We start from the raw sequence: 19,128 nt of genomic DNA, 5'->3' as shown, positions 1-19,128 counted from the left end.
TTGTAGATGACTGACCTTAAAAAAATTATGGAAGTAATAAACAGATGCACCGATATAGCTGAAGTAATTAGATTTGCTAAGATACATTATAGAAAACTAAATAGGACAGAAAGGGCCCTAATTTTTAATCAAGTTATACAAGATAGACAAGTGAATTTAGAAAGGTTTAATTTTTCTTTAAGACTATCTGTTGAGTTAAGTTCTATATTTATTTCGTATAAGACTAATATTATTAAAACTTTAGGTAAATATAAATTTGATTTAGCTACGGAAAAAGAAATATTTATAATTATTATAGAGAAAATATATGAATTAGATTGGTCCAAGAAAGTAATTAATAATGGATTTGAAAGAAATAATTTTAGAAGATATTTTAATTACAAATATGATTATCCTTCTATTCATTTGTACGAGTATTTTAAGCTATTTCAATACTTTGAAACATTGTCTGAAGATATTTACGGTATATCAATAAAAAGAAATTTTTATAATTTGATTATCCTTTTATCATCAACAAAAAATCTATATATTAAAAATAAAAATTTTAAAGAGGAATTTGGAAAACAAGAGGATTTTGATAACTTATTTATAGATGGTAATGAAATTAATGAAAAAATGTTTATTGAAGATAATCTAAGAAAGGCCTTTAAAGGAAAACTAGGAATAAAGTTTTCTGATGGTTTATATGTTCCGCGAACTTATCATTTATTTGAAAACATTTTAAGAGGAATTCTAGAAAGTCCAAAATCTAAAGACAAAAAAGGTGATGTTTTAGAGACATATTCAAAAGAAATTATTGGAAATTTTTTTGAAAAAGTATACCATACCTCATTTGACAATAAAGGAAATGAACAAGATTTAATTATAACATATGAAGATATAATTTTATTCATAGAATGTAAGTCTCAAAATTTTAAAAATATCTTTATAGAAGGAAAAGATGCAACATCAACAATAGAAAAACACTTTAAAGATGTTATTGTGAAAGCATGTAAGCAATGTCAAAGAGGAAAAGAGTATTTGTTAAATAATAATAATGTTATTTATTATAGTTCTAATAATAAAAAAGAGAGAAAAGAAGTACTAAAGATTAGTAAATCAGAGCATAAAAAAATATATAAAATAGTAGTTGTACTAGACGAATATTTAGATTTAGCAGAGCTATCAAATAGATATTTAGAAGAAAAGTATAAAGATACATGGGTAGTTAATATTTTTGCATTGCAAAAAATCCTGTGGATTTCCACTAGAATAAATGGAATAAAAACTTTTTTTGAGTACCTAGAATATAGAACACAAAATTATTTGGCTATAGAATCATTGCATTCTGATGAACTAGCGCAGTTTGGGTATTGGATTTCTCCTAATTATCATTTTTACCCACGATTAGATTTAAATCTTAATATAATTCTAGGTAACAGATTTTCTAGTGTATTTGAGGAGTATGATTCTTATTTTTTTAAAGAATTAGAACAAGAGTTAAGAGTAATAATGAATACGTAATGAAAGTAATTACAATTTTTATGAAAAGTAATGTAGAGAAAACCTCACTTCGATATATTGCGGTGTGCCTTATCATAAGTAATTAAGGTTTTTTTAAAAGTATTAAAAAACTTTTTAGTTTTTGAGGATAGGTAAGTTGCAGTCAAATAGCTTAGGGTTCTATAAGCAATAAGAAAAAAGTGGTAAAAACAAATTAGAATTAAACACCATTAAAAATCTAGAATAAATTCTGAGAAAAATTCGGGGGTAAATGAAGTGGAGATAAAATCAAGAATTACAGATACAAGAATAAATGCTGAAAATATCTTTATCGAATTAACTTATCAGGAATACTTAGCCGTAGCCCGACAAATCACCAAAAACAACCCTCTTCAAAGAAGGAGAGTTAAATCATCTAATACAGTTTACTCCTTACTAAGAACTGATTTAAAGAGAGGTTGTTTAGTTCCGCCTATAGTGTTGGCGTTAACAAATGGCGGAGAGGGAAATTACCAAAGTATGAGTAATGAAGAAATTATTGAATACTTTAATAGTAATAAAGAAAAAATGGTCATATTAGATGGACTTCAAAGGACTCACACTTTTCTAGACGTAGAAAGTGAGCTACTTCAAAGTGAAGAATCGGAACAAATAGAAATATTTAATAAAAATAAATTAAGAATAGAACTTTATTTAGGGATTAATAAATTTGGGATTTTATACAGAATGCTCACGCTTAATACAGGTCAGTCACCTATGTCTATTCGACATCAAGTAGAAATTCTATATAAAGATTATATGATGGATGGCCTTGACGGAGTAAAACTTGTATCAGAAGTAGATGGTGAAAATATTAGTGAAATAAAAAGATATAAGTTTAAAGATATAATTGATGGCTTCAACTCATATCTAGAAAGAAATGAGCTGCCAATAGATAGATTTGAAATTTTAAATAACATTAAGGGGCTTGAAAAACTGTCTGAAGAAAACCAGAAAAAAGATCTGTTTGAAGGGTTTTTAATTTCATATAATAAGTTTGTAATGAAGGTGAATGAGTTAAGTGAAGAGTGGGAAATAAGTGAAGAGGATAAGGAAGAATTAAATTTATCTGGTCAACCATTTGGTAAAAAAGCTTACAAAATATTCAACAAGTCACAATCAATTACTGGTTTTGGTGCAGCTCTAGGAAAATTAAAAGATGTAAATAAAGTTAATGGATTTGATGACTGTGAAAAAAAGATTGATAGCTTAAGTTTTACAGGTAGTCCGGAAGAATGGATTTTAAATATCCTAAGCCACTTAGATAAAATAAAAACTACTTCTAAAAAAATAGGTAACTCACAGCGGATTTATTTTTACTGGTTTTTTAGGGAGTTGTTTAATGAAGACAGTGACTCTTATTTAAATCTTAACGAAGCAACTCTAAATGGTTATCAAAGATACCGTAGTCAAATGGAGTAGATATAATGAACTTAAGAGTGAAAATTGATGACTCAGACATTGTAGAATTAACAAAAATACAGTTCAATACAGAAAAATCCGAATTTGTATTAAGGGGTTTTTCTAAGAATTTCAATAAATTTAAAGCTGAAATCAATTATCCTTTAGAGCCTAAAACTCAATATAAAAAGGATGAATATGAAATTTACTTATTTTTCAATGATAATTTTGCCGAGAATGATATTTATCAAGTATATGAGCATCAACATGGTGTTAGAGTGGGTTGGGTTTTTCCTATGCAATCATTATTGTCTAATAAACATAATTATGCAGAAAATGAACACTTTTTACCTTATGCATATGTAGCTTTTGAAAAACTTTTAAACATCCATCAACCTCAATTTATAAATATCCCACTCTTCAATGATCAGGATAAATATTCATTGGACGATTTTTACAACACTGACGAGTCTATTGTAATGATTTTAAGTAAAAAGAACTTAGAAGGTATTGAAGGTTTTGATATTTGTAATTACCTACCTTATTTATACAGTAAAGGTTTTTACTATACTACCGGAAATTACAGAAATCCAATCTCGATAAATGACAAAAGACTCAATTTAAAAAGTGTTTCTGATAGTGTAAAGAATGATGGTTTTATTATTCAGTTATTTAAAGAATTATTGTTATATGAAAAGCATCATCTTGTAAAGTTTTATTTGCTTTATCAAGTTATTGAGCTACTAATTGAGAAAGTATTTAATAAAGAACTAACAAACATGCTAAACGACCTATCCACACAAAAAAAATCATTATTTCAGGTTAAGGAGGACTTGAGTAATATTGCAAGAGAGAAAGAAAGAATAATAAAACTTTTCTCTAAGTATACTAATACTATGAATTCTAAAACAATGTTAATGAATTTTTGCAATTCTTTACTAGAAATTGTAAATAGAGGTATTAAAAATAATGTTGCAGAAGCTCTTTATAGTGTAAGAAATTTGTTTGTTCATGAATATAGAAGTATTCCAGAAGCTCAACATACTTTAATTGATAAAATTAATGAAACATTTGAGGAATTAATTATAGAAATGCTATGTGAAGTTAAAGATATAACTTGATAGTTTGAGACGATGTGAAGTAGTTATTTTCCTTATATTATAAATATTTTATTTTCACGGAGCTATTCTTATTACTGGAGTAATCGTTTTTTTGTAAGTAGTATCAGATAACTAGCTCTTTATGTAAGCGAAAGAGGTATAACTTATGATGTTTTAACGTTTAAGAATCATAATATCGGCCATATCGGGCTATTTTCTCCACTTGCGTGTGAATGCTATATTTTTCAAAGTAGTAGTTACCTCTTTTGATTATGACTTTCCAATCACGAAAAAACTCCCCCAAGGTAAACCGATTTTATTATTTCATCTGGCGCCTGTAGGGGGAGCCTCCTATCACTTACTCCTGAATAGCCACTTCCCTCAGCGATTCCTCACCCACATTTGTTTCCTTCGCTTTCTTCCGCTCAAGCTCTTTGTCCACTAATCGTTTCACCGTTAAGACGTGGGGGCCTGGTGCTCAGCACTTCGGCCTTGGAGTCAAGGTGTTTATAGGCGACGAACTGCATGCCATAGGAGTTGTACAGCAGCATGTAGCGGTCGATGCATGTTGTGGGTTGTAGGCTTTGGAGAAGCCGCCGTCAATGACGATCATTTTTCCGTTTGCTCCCAAGAGTGACCAAAGATGTATCGTTTCCTAATGTTTCCCCAACCCCAAAAAGAATCCATCATTCAAGAATCCCCCATCGAACAACAGCTTCTTCCGCTTTTTCCATACGACAGTATAAATCCCTTTCCGTCACGGAAACCTAGTGGAAAAGGTTTCTGAAAGGAGGGGGGCGTATGATGAAGAAAAGTAAAAAAAACCAAAACAAATCATCCTTGGTTTGGAAGATGGCGATTGCCTCCGCTGTTTCTTGGGAAGCGGCAAAGCTGGCGGGTTCTAAACACCCGTATTTAGCGCCTCTATCTGTTATCTTATGTTTGCAATCGACCATAGATCAGTCGGTTCGATTTTCTTTTCATCGGATTGCGGGAACGGTCATCGGAATCATGTTAACCTCTTATCTTGTCAGTTACTTACAAATGAATGGCTGGATGCTGGGGCTGTTACTATTAGGCGGGACTTACATTGCAAAGTGGTTGCGAATAGATGAAACGGTTCTGCATCAGGTAGCCCTCACCATTTTATTGGTATTTACGTTTGAACGACACTCTAAAGATTATGCAATGGATCGGATCATCGATACGGTGATCGGCGTCGTCATCGCGATTCTGGTTCATATGTTCCTTTTCCCGCCGGACTATACAAAAAGGGCAGCGGACTCTTTTCAAAAATTGGCTCATCAGCTTTCTGACACACTTTCAGACGTTTCCCAATGGGTGCAATCAGAGTGGGGACAAGGAAAAGGGACGCTCATGGAAGATAGAGTGAATAACCTTCTGCAGGAGCTGCATACGGCAAAAGATATGCTGCAAACAGCCTCTGAGAGCTTGAAATTCAACCCCATCAGAAAAAAACATAAAATCATTCTTGCAAGATATCAAACAGAGATGCAAAAGATGAATGCTGGATATGAGTATATATCCAATGTCGTGAAAACGTTAAAAGAATGGGAAAAAGAAGGAGCTTTATCTTCAAGTGACAAAAGGGAGCTGGGCAATGATTTACAAGTGTTAAGTGAATTTTTTGCGGGTTTTAAAGGCATACAGCAGGGTGAAACAGACAATTGGAAACAGAAGGAACAGAACGTGTTATTGGAATCTCTCCGTTCCGGCAAGAAGTCACACCCGCCGCCCGGTCATAAGGTCTATAAAGACTCTTTTTTTTTAGAAACGAAGAAATTGCTGAAGAGTTTGTAATGTTCTCTGGAAAAAAAGAATATGGATATACAGATGATCAGGTAAAAGCGGGGGAAATCAAATGGATGATATACACCGGATTTTGGATGTCATCGCGGCTTCTGCGAAAGCTAAGGTACTGGCTACCATCATTAAAACAGAGGGGTCCGCTTATAAGAAGGAAGGGGCCTCCATGTTAATTTTAGGGGACAAAACAAGAGTCGGAATGTTATCCGCCGGTTGTCTGGAAGAAGATCTTGCTGAAAGGTCAGAGCAGATCTGGGCTGCGGGAGAGCCGTTGATTGTCCGCTATGATATGAGTGCGGAGGACGATTTATCCTGGGGGCAGGGTGTTGGCTGTAATGGTGCTTTGACGGTGTTGCTTGAGCCTGTAAAAGGGGAATTGGAACGAAATCTGATGACAGTCAAGACATGCTTAGATGAAAAAAAGTCTGTGACCCGAATGAAACGATTCACTGAAACGTTAGAGCCGAAGGAAGATCTGTATATAGCTGAAGACGGCAGCGTGTTTGGAACCGGGGATGTTATGGAACAAGGCTGTATTCAAAAACTGAGACTGACAGAAAAGGGAATCAAAAGGGATGAACATACATCTGATTTATTTTTTATCCATCAGATGGTTCCAAAACCTTGTCTATACGTCTTCGGAGCAGGAGAAGATGCAAGGCCGCTCGTTTCGTTGGCGGCTCGTGCGGGCTTTCATGTGACGGTGATTGACTGGCGTCCCGCTTTATGTTATCACGGCCATTTTCCTGAAGCCGGCCAATTGATAATAGGAGCACCGGAAGAAGTCATAGAAGGCCTGAGCATGACCCAAAGGGATTTTGTTGTTATTATGACGCACAGCTTTCAAAAAGATCAGATCATTTTACATACATTAAAAAACAAGAATGTGTTTTATAAAGGTGTATTAGGCCCCAGAAGGCGCACCGAGCGGCTATTAGGCGGAGCTGAGATTCCAGAGAATATTCATTCCCCTATTGGGCTTCCCATCGGGGCACAAGGGCCTGAGGAGATTGCTGTAAGCATTGTTGGCGAGATGATAAAAGAAATGCGAAAACAAAGGGCTCGCTTATGAAAACAGCAGGCATTTACCTGGCAGCCGGTACAAGCAGACGCATGGGGACGGATAAGCGCAGTTTATTTCTCAATGGGGTCTCCCTCGGAAGTATGGCGCTTAAACATGCCCTGTTATCTGAATTAGATCATATCTTCGTTATAACGAGAAAGGGAGATTCACTGCATTGGCTTTCGGATTTTTTCTTTTTAAATCCCATCTCAAATAAGTGGAGTCAGGCAGAATGTGAGCAAGCGGGTAAGGGCCAAGGCCATTCTATACAATGCGGTTTGAAAAAAGCGGCAGCGTACGAGGCTGACGCCGTTATCATTCTCCTTGCAGATCAGCCGTTTGTCACCGCAGATATCATCAATACGTTGATTGATTCTTATCAAAAGGAGCGCCGCTATTCATTTATCGCCGCTGAAAATCAGCATCTTCCTATGCCCCCCATTTTATTCTCAAATCAATGTTTTCCAGTATTGCATCAGTTAAAGGGAGATCAGGGCGCCCGGCACGTGATCCGTGAAAGTATGGTCAAGACGGGAAAAATGATCAGCTTTCAAGACCCTTTGCTTTTTTATGACGTAGACACGGCTGAAGATTATACTTTCCTGCTGAATAAATTCGGGGAGTGAATGAGTTGGAGTATATCGGGAAAAGTGTCATTCGGAAAGAGGCTCTTGAAAAAGTGACGGGTAAGGCGAAATATACGGATGATTTACATGCAACAGGCACATTACACGCAAAAATGCTGATCAGCCCATATGCTCATGCCGATATTGAGTCTATTGATTTTTCAGAAGCCTGGAAGATTCCCGGAGTGAAAGCGATATTGGGCGATGAACCTTTTCCGCTTGCAGGTGAAGAAATTAAAGACAGGCCGCCGATTGCTTATAAAAGGGTCAGGTACCACGGGGAGCCGGTTGCTGTAGTTGTGGCGGAAAATCCAATCATAGCTAAAAAGGCCGCGGATGCCATTAAAGTGTCCTATAAACCTCTTCCCGTCGTCAATTCCCCCCGTGAGGCTTTTCAAAAGGATGCTCCCCTCGTCCATGAACATGTTGACCGCTATGAGAAGAAGGCAGGTGTATTCCCGGTTCCGAAGACAAATATCGCGAACCTGGATAAAATCAGAAAAGGAAATATTGAAGACGGGTTTAAGGAAAGTGATGTGACAGCAGAATTCCAAATTTCCTTTAACCCTTCTGATCACGCGGCTATGGAGACAAGATGCTCGATTGTTGAAATTCGGGCTGATGAGGAGATTATCATGACAACATCCTCTCAAGCTCCTTTTGCCATTAAAAAATTAATGGAGTGGTACTTTGGAATTGAACCCGGAAAGGTTATCGTCAAAACTCCTTTAGTAGGAGGGGCGTACGGGGGAAAAGCAGCCGTTCAGTTAGAGGTCATTGCCTATTTGGCCTCAAAAGCAGTCGGAGGCCGGCCCGTCAAATTATTTAATACGAGAGAAGAGGATATGATCACATCTCCTGGTCACATAGGATTGGATGCCATTGTCAAATTAGGGGCCACAAAGGATGGAATTTTAAAGGCGGCAGACATTCAGCTTTTATTTGATGGCGGAGCATACTCTGATAAAGGAGTGGACATCAGCCGGGCTGCGGTGGTTGATTGTACGGGTCCGTACGCTATCGATCATATATCGTGTGATTCATATTGTATGTATACGAATCATCCATATCCAAGTGCATTCAGGGGCTACAGCCATGCTGAAGTGTTATTTGCCTTTGAGCGGACGATGGATGTATTGGCGGAAAAGCTGAACATGGACCCGTTAGAACTCCGCTATAAAAATGCCATTCGTCCCGGTGATACTACACCTACTCAAGTTCTTCTCAATTCAAGCACGGTCGGAAATGTGCCGAAATGCATTGAGAGATTGAAGGAATTAATGAATTGGTCCGAGGGACAGAGAATTGAAATCGACGGCCGGAAGATACGGGCGAAGGGGATCAGCTGCATTTGGAAAACCTCAACATTTGATACAAATGCAACGTCCGGGGTGATTTTAACCTTTAATCCCGATGGAAGCATTAATTTGATGTCAGGGGTAGTGGAAATTGGAACAGGGACAAAAACAGTGTTAGCCCAAATCTTGGCGGAACGAATGAAAATGGATATAAGCAAAATTCACGTGAAAATGCTTGTAGACACCCAAACAACACCCGAGCATTGGAAAACCGTGGGGAGCAGAGGGACGTTAATGGCCGGAAGAGCCGTACTGAATGCAGCGGAAGAAGCCATTCGAAAGCTTAAGGAAGTGGCATCATGCGTGTTGCGGGTTCCTGTCGAGGAATTGGAAGTGGCCGATGGGAAGGTTTATTTTATAGATTATCCTGCTGTACATGTTGACATAAAAGACATTGCTTACGGATACACGTTTCCAAATGGAAATACCATTGGCGGCCAAATCATTGCGAGCGGCAATTATACATTAACCCGGATGACGAATTTAGACCGGGAAACGGGAAGAGGAAAGCCGGGACCCGAGTGGGCTGTAGGTGCGCAGGGAATTGAAGTTGAGTTGGATAAGCGGGATTATACGTATCGGATCACAAAAGCCTATTCTGTTGTAGATATAGGAACTGTACTGAATGAAAAAGCTGCAAGGGGTCAAGTGATGGGAGGGATGAGTATGGGAATCGCATTTGGAGGAAGAGAAACCTTTGTATTTGATCCGTATGGCCGAGTATTAAATCCTCAACTCAGAACATACAGACCCCTTCACTATGGAGAGCAGCCTGAATATATCATTGAATTTGTTGAAACCTCGCATGTGATTGCGCCTTATGGAGCGCGCGGCGGCGGGGAACACGGACTGCTGGGGATGCCTGCAGCATTGGGAAATTGCCTTTCCGCCGCTTTAGGAGTCCAATTGAATCAACTTCCTCTCATTCCCGAACAATTATGGAGGACGCAAATGGGGTGGAAAGATGATACCGTTTGATTTCGACTATTTTAAGCCGAAGACCATACAAGAAACAACCCGTCTGTTTCACTCGCTTGCGGCTGAAAAGAAAACACCAATGTATTTTTCCGGCGGCACGGAAATTATCACGTTAGGAAGGCTGAATATCGTCTATACGGATGCAGTGATAGATATGAACGCACTTCCGGGATTTCACGCCATCCGTTTTTATGAACATGATCTGGTGATCGGAGCGGGCGTATCACTAACGAAACTGGAGGAAGAAAATCCATTTCCGCTATTAAGTAAAACAGTAAGTGAAATTGCGGATCGGACGTCTCGAAATAAAATCAGCCTGGGCGGAAACATTTGCGGGGGCATCTATTACCGTGAGGCCGTGCTGCCGCTGCTGATTTCTGATAGTTTGCTAGGGATTGCAGGGAGAGCGGGGATTCATTACCGTCCCATAAATAAAGTATTTAACAAGGAAATACAGTTGCGAAAAGGAGATTTTTTATTTCATGTCGTGGTGGATCGAGCGTATGTTGACTTGCCGTTTGTCAGTATCAAAAGAAGACAGCAGTGGAATGTCGGATATCCATTGGTGACAGTCTGTGCGCTGAAAAAAGATGATGAGATCAGAATGGCCTTCAGCGGCGTATGTCCATTTCCTTTTCGTTCTGCTGAAATGGAGGCTGTGCTTAACGATAAAAGCGGCACAGCAGAAGATAGAGTGCGCAGGTCTTTACAGTATGTACCTAAACCCGTTCTTGATGATGCAGAAGGCTCAAGTGAATATCGGATATTTGTCTTGCAGCATACAATCTTAGATGCCTTACAAGAATTAGAAGGAGGTTCCCATGTCTGATCCTATTACGTTGAAAGTAAATGGCGAAGAAAGACAGATGACGGTCAGACCGGCCGATACTTTGTTATTTGCTCTCCGTCTTCGTCTCGGATTAACTGGTTCAAAGCCGGGCTGCTTAAATGGGGATTGCGGCGCCTGTACGGTATTAACGGACGGGATACCGATGAAATCTTGCTTAATGCTTGCGGCAGAAGGAGAAGGAAAGGACATTACGACAATTGAAGGACTGATCAATACGCCGATTCAAAAGGCTTTTATTGAAAAATTTGCGTTTCAATGCGGGTATTGCACACCTGGTTTTATCATGAATTGTCATGCTTTAGTGAATACTGAGCCGAATGCAAGTGATGAAACGATTAAAAATTGGCTGGAGTCCAATATTTGCAGATGTACGGGTTATAAGGAGATTGAAGAAGCGGTTAAATCAGTTTTACATACAGGGAAAGGGGATCATTAGCCGTTGTTACGGGGAATCATAAAAAAGAGCCCAGAGAATCATCCCTGAACTCCATATTCCTCAATTCATATACCGATACTCCCGCAGTTTCTCCAAGATCGCGACTTCTTTCATCAGTTCTTCACCGACATTCGTTTCTTTCACTTTCTTCCGCTCCAGCTCTTTGTCAACTAATCGTTTCACCGTTAAGACGTCGGTTCCTGTGCTCAGCACTTCGGCCTTGGAGTTAAAGTGTTTATGGGCGACGAGCTGCATGCCGTAGGAGTTGTATAAGAGCGTGTAGCCGGCGATGCCTGTTGTGGATTGGTAGGCTTTGGAGAAGCCGCCGTCGATGACGATCATTTTTCCGTTTGCCTTGATCGGATCTTCGCCTTCGATTTCTTTTACCGGTGTATGGCCGTTGATGATATGGCCGTGATCCGGGTTGAGCCCGAATTCCTTCAGGATGTTTCGGCAGGCTGCCTCATCTTCACGCAAATAGTAATACGGGTTTTTCTTTTCTTTATGCGTTTCCTTCTCTTTGATGAAATACCGCTCAAAGGTGGTCATGGCGCGTTTTCCGAAGAGGGAGGAATACTCGCCTGTCCATAAGTACCAGACCATGTCTGTCGCAAGGTCATCGGTTTCTTCCGGATGAGCAAACGCTTCCCGTAAGAACCGTTCAAATACATCGAGAAGCTCACGGCCCGCATAGGCTTTATCCTCTATCATCATCGTTTCCATATTGCCGTTTTCGTCAACAGGAATACAGCCGTGAATCAACAGGTTGCCGTTATATTTTAAATACAGGCTGCCTTTTTTCATCATAAAATTCATATGGCGGCCCAGCTTTTCGGAATTCTGGACAGAGAACAGCAGCTTGTCCATGACTTCTGCTTCTTCTTCTAATAGCTGATCGGGCTGTTTGGGATTCACCGTCGCGAAGCAGGTGTTTTCCAGTTGATATGTTTTTCCGTTCAGCGTGATTTCATTGCAGTCATAATCAATCTTTTCCAGTAACAGCCGTTCTTCCATATTAAAGTTCGGCCGTCTCTTAATAATCGGGCTCTCAAGCTTGAATTGGATCATCGCGATCGCCTGATGGATTTTTGTGATTTGCTTAATCTCATCTTCCGGTCTGTTTTCGGTTGCTTTCGGGCGGAAAGCCGGGTTATCATCATAATATTTTTCGGCAAGGTTCAATAGCGGTCTCAGATTGATGCCATAGACGTCTTCAATAATGTCCAGGTTGTCATAGCGGGCACAGATACGGATAATATTGGCCAGACATACTTTCGAACCGGCATAGGCGCCTATCCAGAGAACATCGTGATTCCCCCATTGAATATCCACTGAATGATAGTTGATCAGTTCTTCCATAATCCTGTCCGGCTGCGGTCCCCGGTCATAAATATCGCCGACAACATGCAGATGGTCGACTACCAATCGCTGAACGCTGTAAGCAAGCCCGATGATCAGCTTATCAGCTTGGCCGAGCGCGATGATCTGTTCTATGATTTCGGAGTAATATTGTTCTTTGTTGGCGGCTTGTTCTGTTTTGTACAGCAGCTCTTCGGAAATATAAGCAAATTGGGCAGGCAGCGCTTTGCGCAATTTGGAGCGGGTGTACTTGGAAGAACAATATGAAACGAGCTTAATCATCCGATGGATCGTTTCTTTATACCACTCGTTTAATGCCTCTTTCGTATCAAAGTCATGTTTGATCAGCTTCAGTTTGTCCTCCGGATAATAGACCAAAGCCGCCAGTTCATCAATTTCTCTATCGTAAATGACGCCGCTGAAAATATCGCGGATCTTCTCTTTGACTCTTCCTGAACCGTTCCGCAGCACGTGCTGGAATGCCTGATACTCTCCGTGCAGATCACTGACGAAATGCTCGGTTCCTTTCGGCAGGTTCAGTATCGCTTTCAGATTAATGATCTCTGTGACCACTTTTTCTTCACAATCGTATTTTTGTGCGAGCAGATCTAAATATTTGGTTTCCAATCTCGTCCATCCCCTTTTTATTTACGAGCGATTGCATGATAAGGTGAATTTAAAGTATGACATGATATTTAAATCATTAGACCTTATATGATAGTACCTCATAAGTCCTTTTTGAGACAAACAAAACAGAAAATGCGGCGCTTGAGGCCTCAACATATACCTTCCGCAGACAGCTCATCACCCTATTGACAAATGATTAAACTTCCATTAAAATAAAAAGTTATCTGATAGTTATTTCTATCGGAAACTTAATACGTAGCAGGCTATGATTGCTGTGGGTCGCACTACAGCAGGAGCGGCTTCTGGAGAGACCGCGGGTTTACCGCGGCGCCGAAGGGTTCACAATCTCAGGCAAAAGGACAGAAGAGTACCGAATATGTATTTGGCATGCTGTTGATTGTCAGCGGCGCAAATATAATTTGATATTCTTATGACCATGAGATTGGAGGGCATCCAATCTCTTTTTTTATTGGCTTTATTTTCTCGTCGTTCATCAAAAAGTAAGGAGGAGTCAGGTGTGGAACAGCGAGAGCTAAAGAGGGACTTGTCGAATCGGCACGTGCAGCTGATCGCCATTGGCGGCACGATCGGCACCGGATTGTTTTTAGGATCCGGTAAGGCGATTCAGCTGGCGGGTCCTTCTATCATCTTTGCGTATTTTATTGTAGGTATTGCGCTTTTTTTCGTCATGAGGGCGCTGGGAGAACTGCTGTTATCTAAAGCGGGGTACCAATCATTAACGGATATTGCCGAGGCGTATTTAGGGCCGCGTGCGGCGTTTGTCACCGGCTGGACTTATTGGTTTTGCTGGATTATGACGGCTATGGCGGATGTGATCGCCGTCGGTGTATATGTGAAATATTGGTTTGACATTCCGCAGTGGGTTCCTGCACTTATCTGTTTGCTCATTTTATTAGGGCTTAATCTGTTAACGGTCAAGATTTTTGGAGAATTGGAGTTTTGGTTCGCCTTAATTAAGGTGATCACGATTCTCGCGTTAATTGTCATCGGTTTGGTTTTACTGGTGATTGGGTTCAAAACGCATACCGGAACGGTTTCAGCGGCGAATCTGTGGGAGCACGGCGGCTTGTTTCCAAACGGGTTTTCGGGCTTTTTGCTGTCGTTCCAGATGGTGATCTTCGCCTATGTCGGTGTGGAATTAGTGGGTGTGTCGGCAGCGGAGACATCAAATCCGAAAAAAAACATTCCGTCCGCTATCAATAAAATTCCATTGCGTATTTTATTTTTCTACGTGGGGGCATTGATCATTCTTTTATGTATTAACCCTTGGACGCAGCTGAATGCGGCGGAAAGTCCTTTTGTGAAAACCTTCAGCTTAGTCGGCATTCCGGTGGCTGCGGGAATCATTAATTTTGTCGTATTAACGTCGGCCGCTTCTGCTTGTAACAGCGGGATGTTTTCTACAAGCCGGATTTTGTATAACTTAAGCAAAACGAAACAGGCGCCGGCAAGTTTCGCGAAGCTGAATAAAAACCATGTGCCGAGCAGCGCATTATGGGTATCCGTCATTGTGCTGTCAGCGGGCGCTCTTTTAAGCAAATTGATACCGGAAGAAGCGTTTGGCATCGTGACCACCATCAGCGCAATTTGTTTCATTTGGGTGTGGGGCGTGATTCTTGTCTGTCATATCAGATACAGGAAAAGCCGTCCGGACTTACACGCAAGCTCGTCTTTCAAGGCGCCGTTCGCGCCGTTTATCAATTACGCCGTGCTGGCGCTGTTTGCCGCCATTCTGGTGATTATGCTATTTGCGGATGCGACGCGCCCGGCTTTGCTGCTGACGCCGCTGTGGTTTATTGGACTGTTTCTTATCTATCGGGCGAGAGGGAGCAAGACATAAAGGTTATGAATGAAATAGTCATCAGAGTTTCAAGAAAAAGACAGCGTACCGCTTGCAGTATGCTGTCTTTTTCTTTCGTTGACCAGGCGAATATAGGGCCTTAATAGCGAGCAAGCCTTATGTATAAATAGATTAGAGAGTCAACAACTAAAAAAGACTCGAATCATTTTATTAAAAGAAAAAGTATGCCTCCCAAAATACAAATTAAAAAAAAGAAAATGGATGAGTCAGTAAAAGACTTTCTTTGCAATTCAAATAACCCCTTTCTAATTAAAGGAAAAAAGTAATAGATATAAATGGAAATATATTGATATTTTAACAAGGGTAATGTTAACATTACCCTTAAAATTCAAATGATATAGAAAGAAGGCGAAAAAGTGGGAGCAGCTGCAAAACGATGAGGAAAAGCATGTGTTGGCGGGGCAAACCCTAACTGATAACATAAAAAGCCGCCATTCATATGGCGGCTTTTTTATATTAATTCCGGATCAAATAATCAAATGCGCCTAAAGCGGCAGTTGCACCTGATCCCATTGAAATAATGATTTGGTTGTACGGGCCGTCTGTGCAGTCCCCTGCGGCGAATAGGCCGGGAACGCTTGTCGCGCCGCTCTTATCGACGATGATTTCGCCGATGCGGTTGCGTTCGACAGTTTCGTCTAACCATTCTGTATTAGGCACGAGACCGATTTGGACGAATACACCTTGAAGTTCAACGTGTTTTTCTTCGCCTGTTTCACGGTCAACGAACGTAATGCCGTTTACGTTTTGGTCGCCTGTGATTTCTTTCGTTTGTGCATTTTTGTGCACAGTGACGTTTGGCAGGCTGTAAAGACGTTTTTGCAGGACTTCGTCTGCTTTCAGTTCAGGCGCGAACTCCAGCACAGTCACGTGATTGACGATACCTGCAAGGTCAATCGCCGCTTCGATTCCGGAGTTTCCGCCGCCGATAACGGCTACGTCTTTGCCTTCAAATAATGGTCCGTCACAGTGTGGGCAGTATGCAACACCTTTGTTCTTGAACTCTTGCTCACCAGGTACGTTGACATTGCGCCAGCGGGCACCTGTTGACAGGATCACTGTTTTACTTTTCAGTACAGCGCCGTTTTCAAGTTCAAGTTCGAAGAGGTCTTTTTTCTCAAGGCGTTTCGCGCGCTGAAGGTTCATGACGTCAATATCATAATCTTTCACGTGCTCTTCAAGGCTTGCAGCGAGCTTCGGTCCTTCAGTCGCTTTGATGCTGATGAAGTTTTCGATGCTCATGGTGTCGAGTACCTGGCCGCCGAAGCGTTCAGCGACGACACCAGTGCGGATGCCTTTACGCGCCGTGTAGATCGCCGCGCTTGCGCCGGCAGGTCCGCCGCCGACAACAAGAACGTCAAACGGCTCTTTGTCGGCAAACTCAGACGCATCTGCGCCGCTGCCCATTTTCGCGAGAATCTCTTCGATGGTCATACGGCCGCTTCCGAAAGATTCACCGTTTAAGAAAACAGTCGGAACAGCCATAATGTTTTTGCTTTCTACTTCTTCTTTGAATGCCGCGCCGTCAATCATTGTATGAGTGATATTCGGGTTGAGCACGCTCATCATGTTTAATGCTTGGACGACATCAGGGCAGTTGTGGCACGTCAGGCTGATATAAGACTCAAAACGGTATTCTCCGCTGATGTTCTTAATCTGGTCAATGACCTTTTGATCAGCCTTAGGCGCTCTGCCGCTGACTTGAAGCAATGCCAGCACTAATGATGTAAATTCGTGGCCGAGAGGAACACCGGCGAATGTAACGCCTGTGTCTTCTCCGGTACGATTAACACTGAAGCTCGGTGTTCTGTTCAATTCAGTTTTTTCAACTGAAATTTTAGATGACATGGAAGCCAGTTCGTCAACGAGAGCCAGCATGTCCTTAGAAGTGTCATCATCACCAGCGCTTACTTTGAGAACAATGTCGTTCTCAATTAGCTGCATGTATTGATTTAATTGTGCTTTGATATTTGCATCAAGTACCAATTGAATGCACTCCTTAGATTTTACCTACCAAATCAAGGCTAGGTGTAAGTGTTTCGCCGCCTTCTTCCCATTTAGCCGGGCAGACTTCACCTGGGTTTTGACGAACGTATTGAGCTGCTTTTACTTTGTTTACAAGGTTGCTTGCGTCACGGCCGATACCGCCAGCATTGATTTCAACTGTTTGGATGACGCCATCAGGATCGATGATGAATGTTCCGCGGTCAGCAAGACCAGTTTCTTCGTCAAGAACGTCGAAGTTGCGGGAGATCGTTTGAGATGGGTCACCGATCATTGCGTAAGTGATTTTGCCGATTTTTTCAGAGCTGTCATGCCAGCCTTTGTGTACGAAGTGAGTATCTGTAGAAACAGAGTATACTTCAACGCCTAATTCTTTCAGTGCAGCGTATTGTCCTTGAAGATCTTCAAGTTCAGTCGGGCAAACGAAAGAGAAATCTGCTGGGTAGAAGCAGAAAACGCTCCATTGACCTTTCAAATCTTCGTTTGTTACATCGATGAATTCACCGTTTTTGAAAGCTTTTGCTTCGAATGGCAGTACTTCTTTTCCGATTAAAGACATAATATCTTCCTCCTGAAATGTGATTTTAAAATATATTAAAAAGACAAAGCATTCACTTTATCTTTCAATAATAATTCTAATTATATATAGATTATTAAATAACATTTATTTTTTGTCAAGCTATATGAGGTATTATTTTCTGCTTTTTTTGCTTTAGACGTTAAAAATCGCTTGGTATAAGCGGTTTGGCGCTGTTTATCACGTTCAGCGCCGGGCGGAAGGTGGATTCTCAATTGGTGAAACGAAATAGTGGGAATCAACCCCTCTATATGGCAGTATAAACCAAAGGGGGTATGATCATGCAAATAAATAACATTACTTTGTACAGTTGTGCTTTAGAGGAGACGAAAGACTTCTACGTACGGGTGTTGGGTTTTTCTTTAGCGGGTGAGTCCGATGATTCGTTTACAATCAAGGCGGGAGAAAGTGAATTGGAATTCAGGCGCGCCGATTCTCAATCTCATCCGGCGTATCATTTCGCGTTTAACATTCCGAATAATCGTTTTGATGAGGCGAAGGCGTGGATAAAGGATAAAGTCGTTTTTCAAACGGAAGATGGGGAGGATGAGGTGTATTTCTCTCATATACATGCGCGTTCCTTTTATTTCAAAGATCCGTCCAACAATCTGGCGGAATTCATCGCGAGAGAAACGTCACCGGCAAGCGCAGAACGTTTTTCGATTGAGTCCGTCCTGAATATCGGCGAGGTGAATCTGACGGCTGCCGAGGTGGTATCGACGGGGAAGGAGCTGCAGCGTTTCGGTATACCGGTGAGAGACGGCGCGCCTCTTAAGGAGAACGGGTTTCATTTTATGGGTGATTACAATGATGGGGCGTTTTTGCTTTTAGGGCGGAACGGGCGCCGCTGGATTTTTTCTGATCAGCATGCGGAGTTTCATCCGCTGTCTGTCATTGTGAACGGGACGATCCGCATTGAGGCTGACGGAAAAGGCGGCATTGACATCAAGCGGGCGCAGCCGTCATAAAAAAGCCCGGGCTCAAAAGGCCCGGACTTAAGGACATTATTTATAAACCACCCGGGTGCTGCACATGATGTCGTGCAGCGCTTTTTTCTCTCCGAAGGCACCCATAATGAAACCGATATAAAGAATGACCTTAGATATGATATAAGCGAAAGCGCGTCCGAAGGCCTGGCCGATGGAAACGCGTCCGCCATCTTCATTGACGACCTTAAGGCCGAGCAATGCTTTTCCCAGTGTCCCCTGCATCTTTGAGGCTGTGAGCAGGCTGAAATATAAGATGCTGATCACAAAAGAGCTCACAAGAATCGGGATAACGCCGAACACCAGAAAAGAGATGTTAAACTGATTTTCGGTCATGAAGGGGTCAGCCGCCGCAACGCCTGCCGCAAATAAAAAACTGACTGCAAATTGAATGATAAAAATCGGAATTCCTATGATGATCTGATCAATGACGTAAGCCAGAAACCGAATCCAAAATCCTGCCGGTCTTTCCATGTATCTTTTTCTCTCCCTTGCTTTAATCTGCCATATTATACGTAATCATGCCGGATTTT

The 19,128-nt window shown here is 41.1% G+C and carries 15 protein-coding genes, 1 pseudogene and 1 riboswitch; of the genes and pseudogenes, 11 read left to right on the top strand and 5 right to left on the bottom strand.

Translation table 11 applies throughout. From position 1 onward, the window contains the following. The first annotated feature begins 6 nt into the window (after window positions 1-6). The 3 genes from AC1DN5_RS03635 to AC1DN5_RS03625 all read left to right on the top strand — a co-directional run bounded on the left by AC1DN5_RS03635 (window position 7) and on the right by AC1DN5_RS03625 (window position 4,043). Window positions 7-1,503 (top strand): hypothetical protein, encoded by a 1,497-nt coding sequence (locus AC1DN5_RS03635; RefSeq protein ID WP_366969928.1) that lies wholly within the window; start codon window positions 7-9, stop codon window positions 1,501-1,503. Window positions 1,504-1,758: 255 nt separating this feature from the next. Beyond that, window positions 1,759-2,943 carry a hypothetical protein gene (locus tag AC1DN5_RS03630; protein ID WP_366969927.1) on the top strand — a complete coding sequence of 395 codons (1,185 nt, stop codon included), beginning with the start codon at window positions 1,759-1,761 and terminating at the stop codon, window positions 2,941-2,943. A gap of 5 nt (window positions 2,944-2,948) precedes the next feature. After that, window positions 2,949-4,043: a hypothetical protein gene (locus tag AC1DN5_RS03625; RefSeq protein WP_366969926.1), complete on the top strand. Its 1,095-nt coding sequence runs from the start codon at window positions 2,949-2,951 to the stop codon at window positions 4,041-4,043. A 337-nt stretch (window positions 4,044-4,380) separates the two neighbouring features. On the opposite strand, the pseudogene AC1DN5_RS03620 reads toward AC1DN5_RS03625, so the two are convergent. Beyond that, window positions 4,381-4,647, bottom strand: a pseudogene (locus AC1DN5_RS03620) (fructose-bisphosphatase class III); the annotation flags it as partial. A 179-nt stretch (window positions 4,648-4,826) separates the two neighbouring features. Here AC1DN5_RS03620 and AC1DN5_RS03615 point away from each other — a divergent pair. From AC1DN5_RS03615 to AC1DN5_RS03590, 6 genes are all read left to right on the top strand, one after another. After that, window positions 4,827-5,843, top strand: coding sequence for an FUSC family protein (locus AC1DN5_RS03615; RefSeq protein WP_366969963.1), 1,017 nt, complete (start codon window positions 4,827-4,829; stop codon window positions 5,841-5,843). Window positions 5,844-5,904: 61 nt separating this feature from the next. Beyond that, a complete protein-coding gene (locus AC1DN5_RS03610; RefSeq protein ID WP_099744921.1) occupies window positions 5,905-6,921 on the top strand; it encodes an XdhC family protein in 1,017 nt (338 codons plus the stop codon). Next, entirely contained in the window at window positions 6,918-7,538 is a 621-nt protein-coding gene (locus AC1DN5_RS03605) for an NTP transferase domain-containing protein (RefSeq protein ID WP_099744922.1), read from the top strand. The genes AC1DN5_RS03610 and AC1DN5_RS03605 overlap by 4 nt, the downstream gene beginning before the upstream one ends. A gap of 5 nt (window positions 7,539-7,543) precedes the next feature. Continuing rightward, entirely contained in the window at window positions 7,544-9,874 is a 2,331-nt protein-coding gene (locus AC1DN5_RS03600; RefSeq protein ID WP_366969925.1) for a xanthine dehydrogenase family protein molybdopterin-binding subunit, read from the top strand. Next, a complete protein-coding gene (locus tag AC1DN5_RS03595) occupies window positions 9,861-10,703 on the top strand; it encodes an FAD binding domain-containing protein (protein ID WP_095241085.1) in 843 nt (280 codons plus the stop codon). Before AC1DN5_RS03600 ends, AC1DN5_RS03595 begins: the two co-directional genes overlap by 14 nt. Continuing rightward, window positions 10,696-11,160, top strand: coding sequence for a (2Fe-2S)-binding protein (locus AC1DN5_RS03590; protein ID WP_095241086.1), 465 nt, complete (start codon window positions 10,696-10,698; stop codon window positions 11,158-11,160). Before AC1DN5_RS03595 ends, AC1DN5_RS03590 begins: the two co-directional genes overlap by 8 nt. Before the next feature lie 60 nt (window positions 11,161-11,220). Here the strand turns inward: AC1DN5_RS03590 and fbp are convergent, their stop codons facing one another. Further along, the gene (gene fbp, locus AC1DN5_RS03585; RefSeq protein WP_366969924.1) at window positions 11,221-13,146 is read right to left on the bottom strand and encodes a fructose-1,6-bisphosphatase; all 1,926 of its coding nucleotides are present in this window, start codon (window positions 13,144-13,146) and stop codon (window positions 11,221-11,223) included. 292 nt (window positions 13,147-13,438) lie between these two features. Further along, a riboswitch (glycine riboswitch) is annotated at window positions 13,439-13,519 on the top strand. Between the two features lie 144 nt (window positions 13,520-13,663). On the opposite strand from fbp, the gene AC1DN5_RS03580 reads away from it, so the two are divergent. Continuing rightward, window positions 13,664-15,007, top strand: a complete 1,344-nt coding sequence (locus AC1DN5_RS03580; protein ID WP_366969923.1) for an amino acid permease — start codon at window positions 13,664-13,666, stop codon at window positions 15,005-15,007. A gap of 477 nt (window positions 15,008-15,484) precedes the next feature. Here AC1DN5_RS03580 and ahpF read toward each other — a convergent pair whose 3' ends face one another. Continuing rightward, window positions 15,485-17,014, bottom strand: a complete 1,530-nt coding sequence (gene ahpF, locus AC1DN5_RS03575) for an alkyl hydroperoxide reductase subunit F (protein WP_342007248.1) — start codon at window positions 17,012-17,014, stop codon at window positions 15,485-15,487. A gap of 13 nt (window positions 17,015-17,027) precedes the next feature. Further along, window positions 17,028-17,591 carry an alkyl hydroperoxide reductase subunit C gene (ahpC, locus tag AC1DN5_RS03570; RefSeq protein WP_004393188.1) on the bottom strand — a complete coding sequence of 188 codons (564 nt, stop codon included), beginning with the start codon at window positions 17,589-17,591 and terminating at the stop codon, window positions 17,028-17,030. Window positions 17,592-17,890: 299 nt separating this feature from the next. Here ahpC and AC1DN5_RS03565 point away from each other — a divergent pair, with 299 nt between their 5' ends. Beyond that, window positions 17,891-18,577 carry a VOC family protein gene (locus AC1DN5_RS03565; RefSeq protein WP_047477403.1) on the top strand — a complete coding sequence of 229 codons (687 nt, stop codon included), beginning with the start codon at window positions 17,891-17,893 and terminating at the stop codon, window positions 18,575-18,577. A gap of 36 nt (window positions 18,578-18,613) precedes the next feature. Here AC1DN5_RS03565 and AC1DN5_RS03560 read toward each other — a convergent pair whose 3' ends face one another. Next, on the bottom strand, window positions 18,614-19,069 hold the full coding sequence (locus AC1DN5_RS03560) for an RDD family protein (protein WP_188154239.1): 456 nt from the start codon (window positions 19,067-19,069) through the stop codon (window positions 18,614-18,616). Between the last annotated feature and the right edge of the window lie 59 nt (window positions 19,070-19,128).

The sequence above is a fragment of the Bacillus sp. 01N42_2 genome (assembly GCF_056399565.1).
Note: the sequence above shows the minus strand (reverse complement) of the source record. Positions and strands in the feature narration are given on the sequence as shown.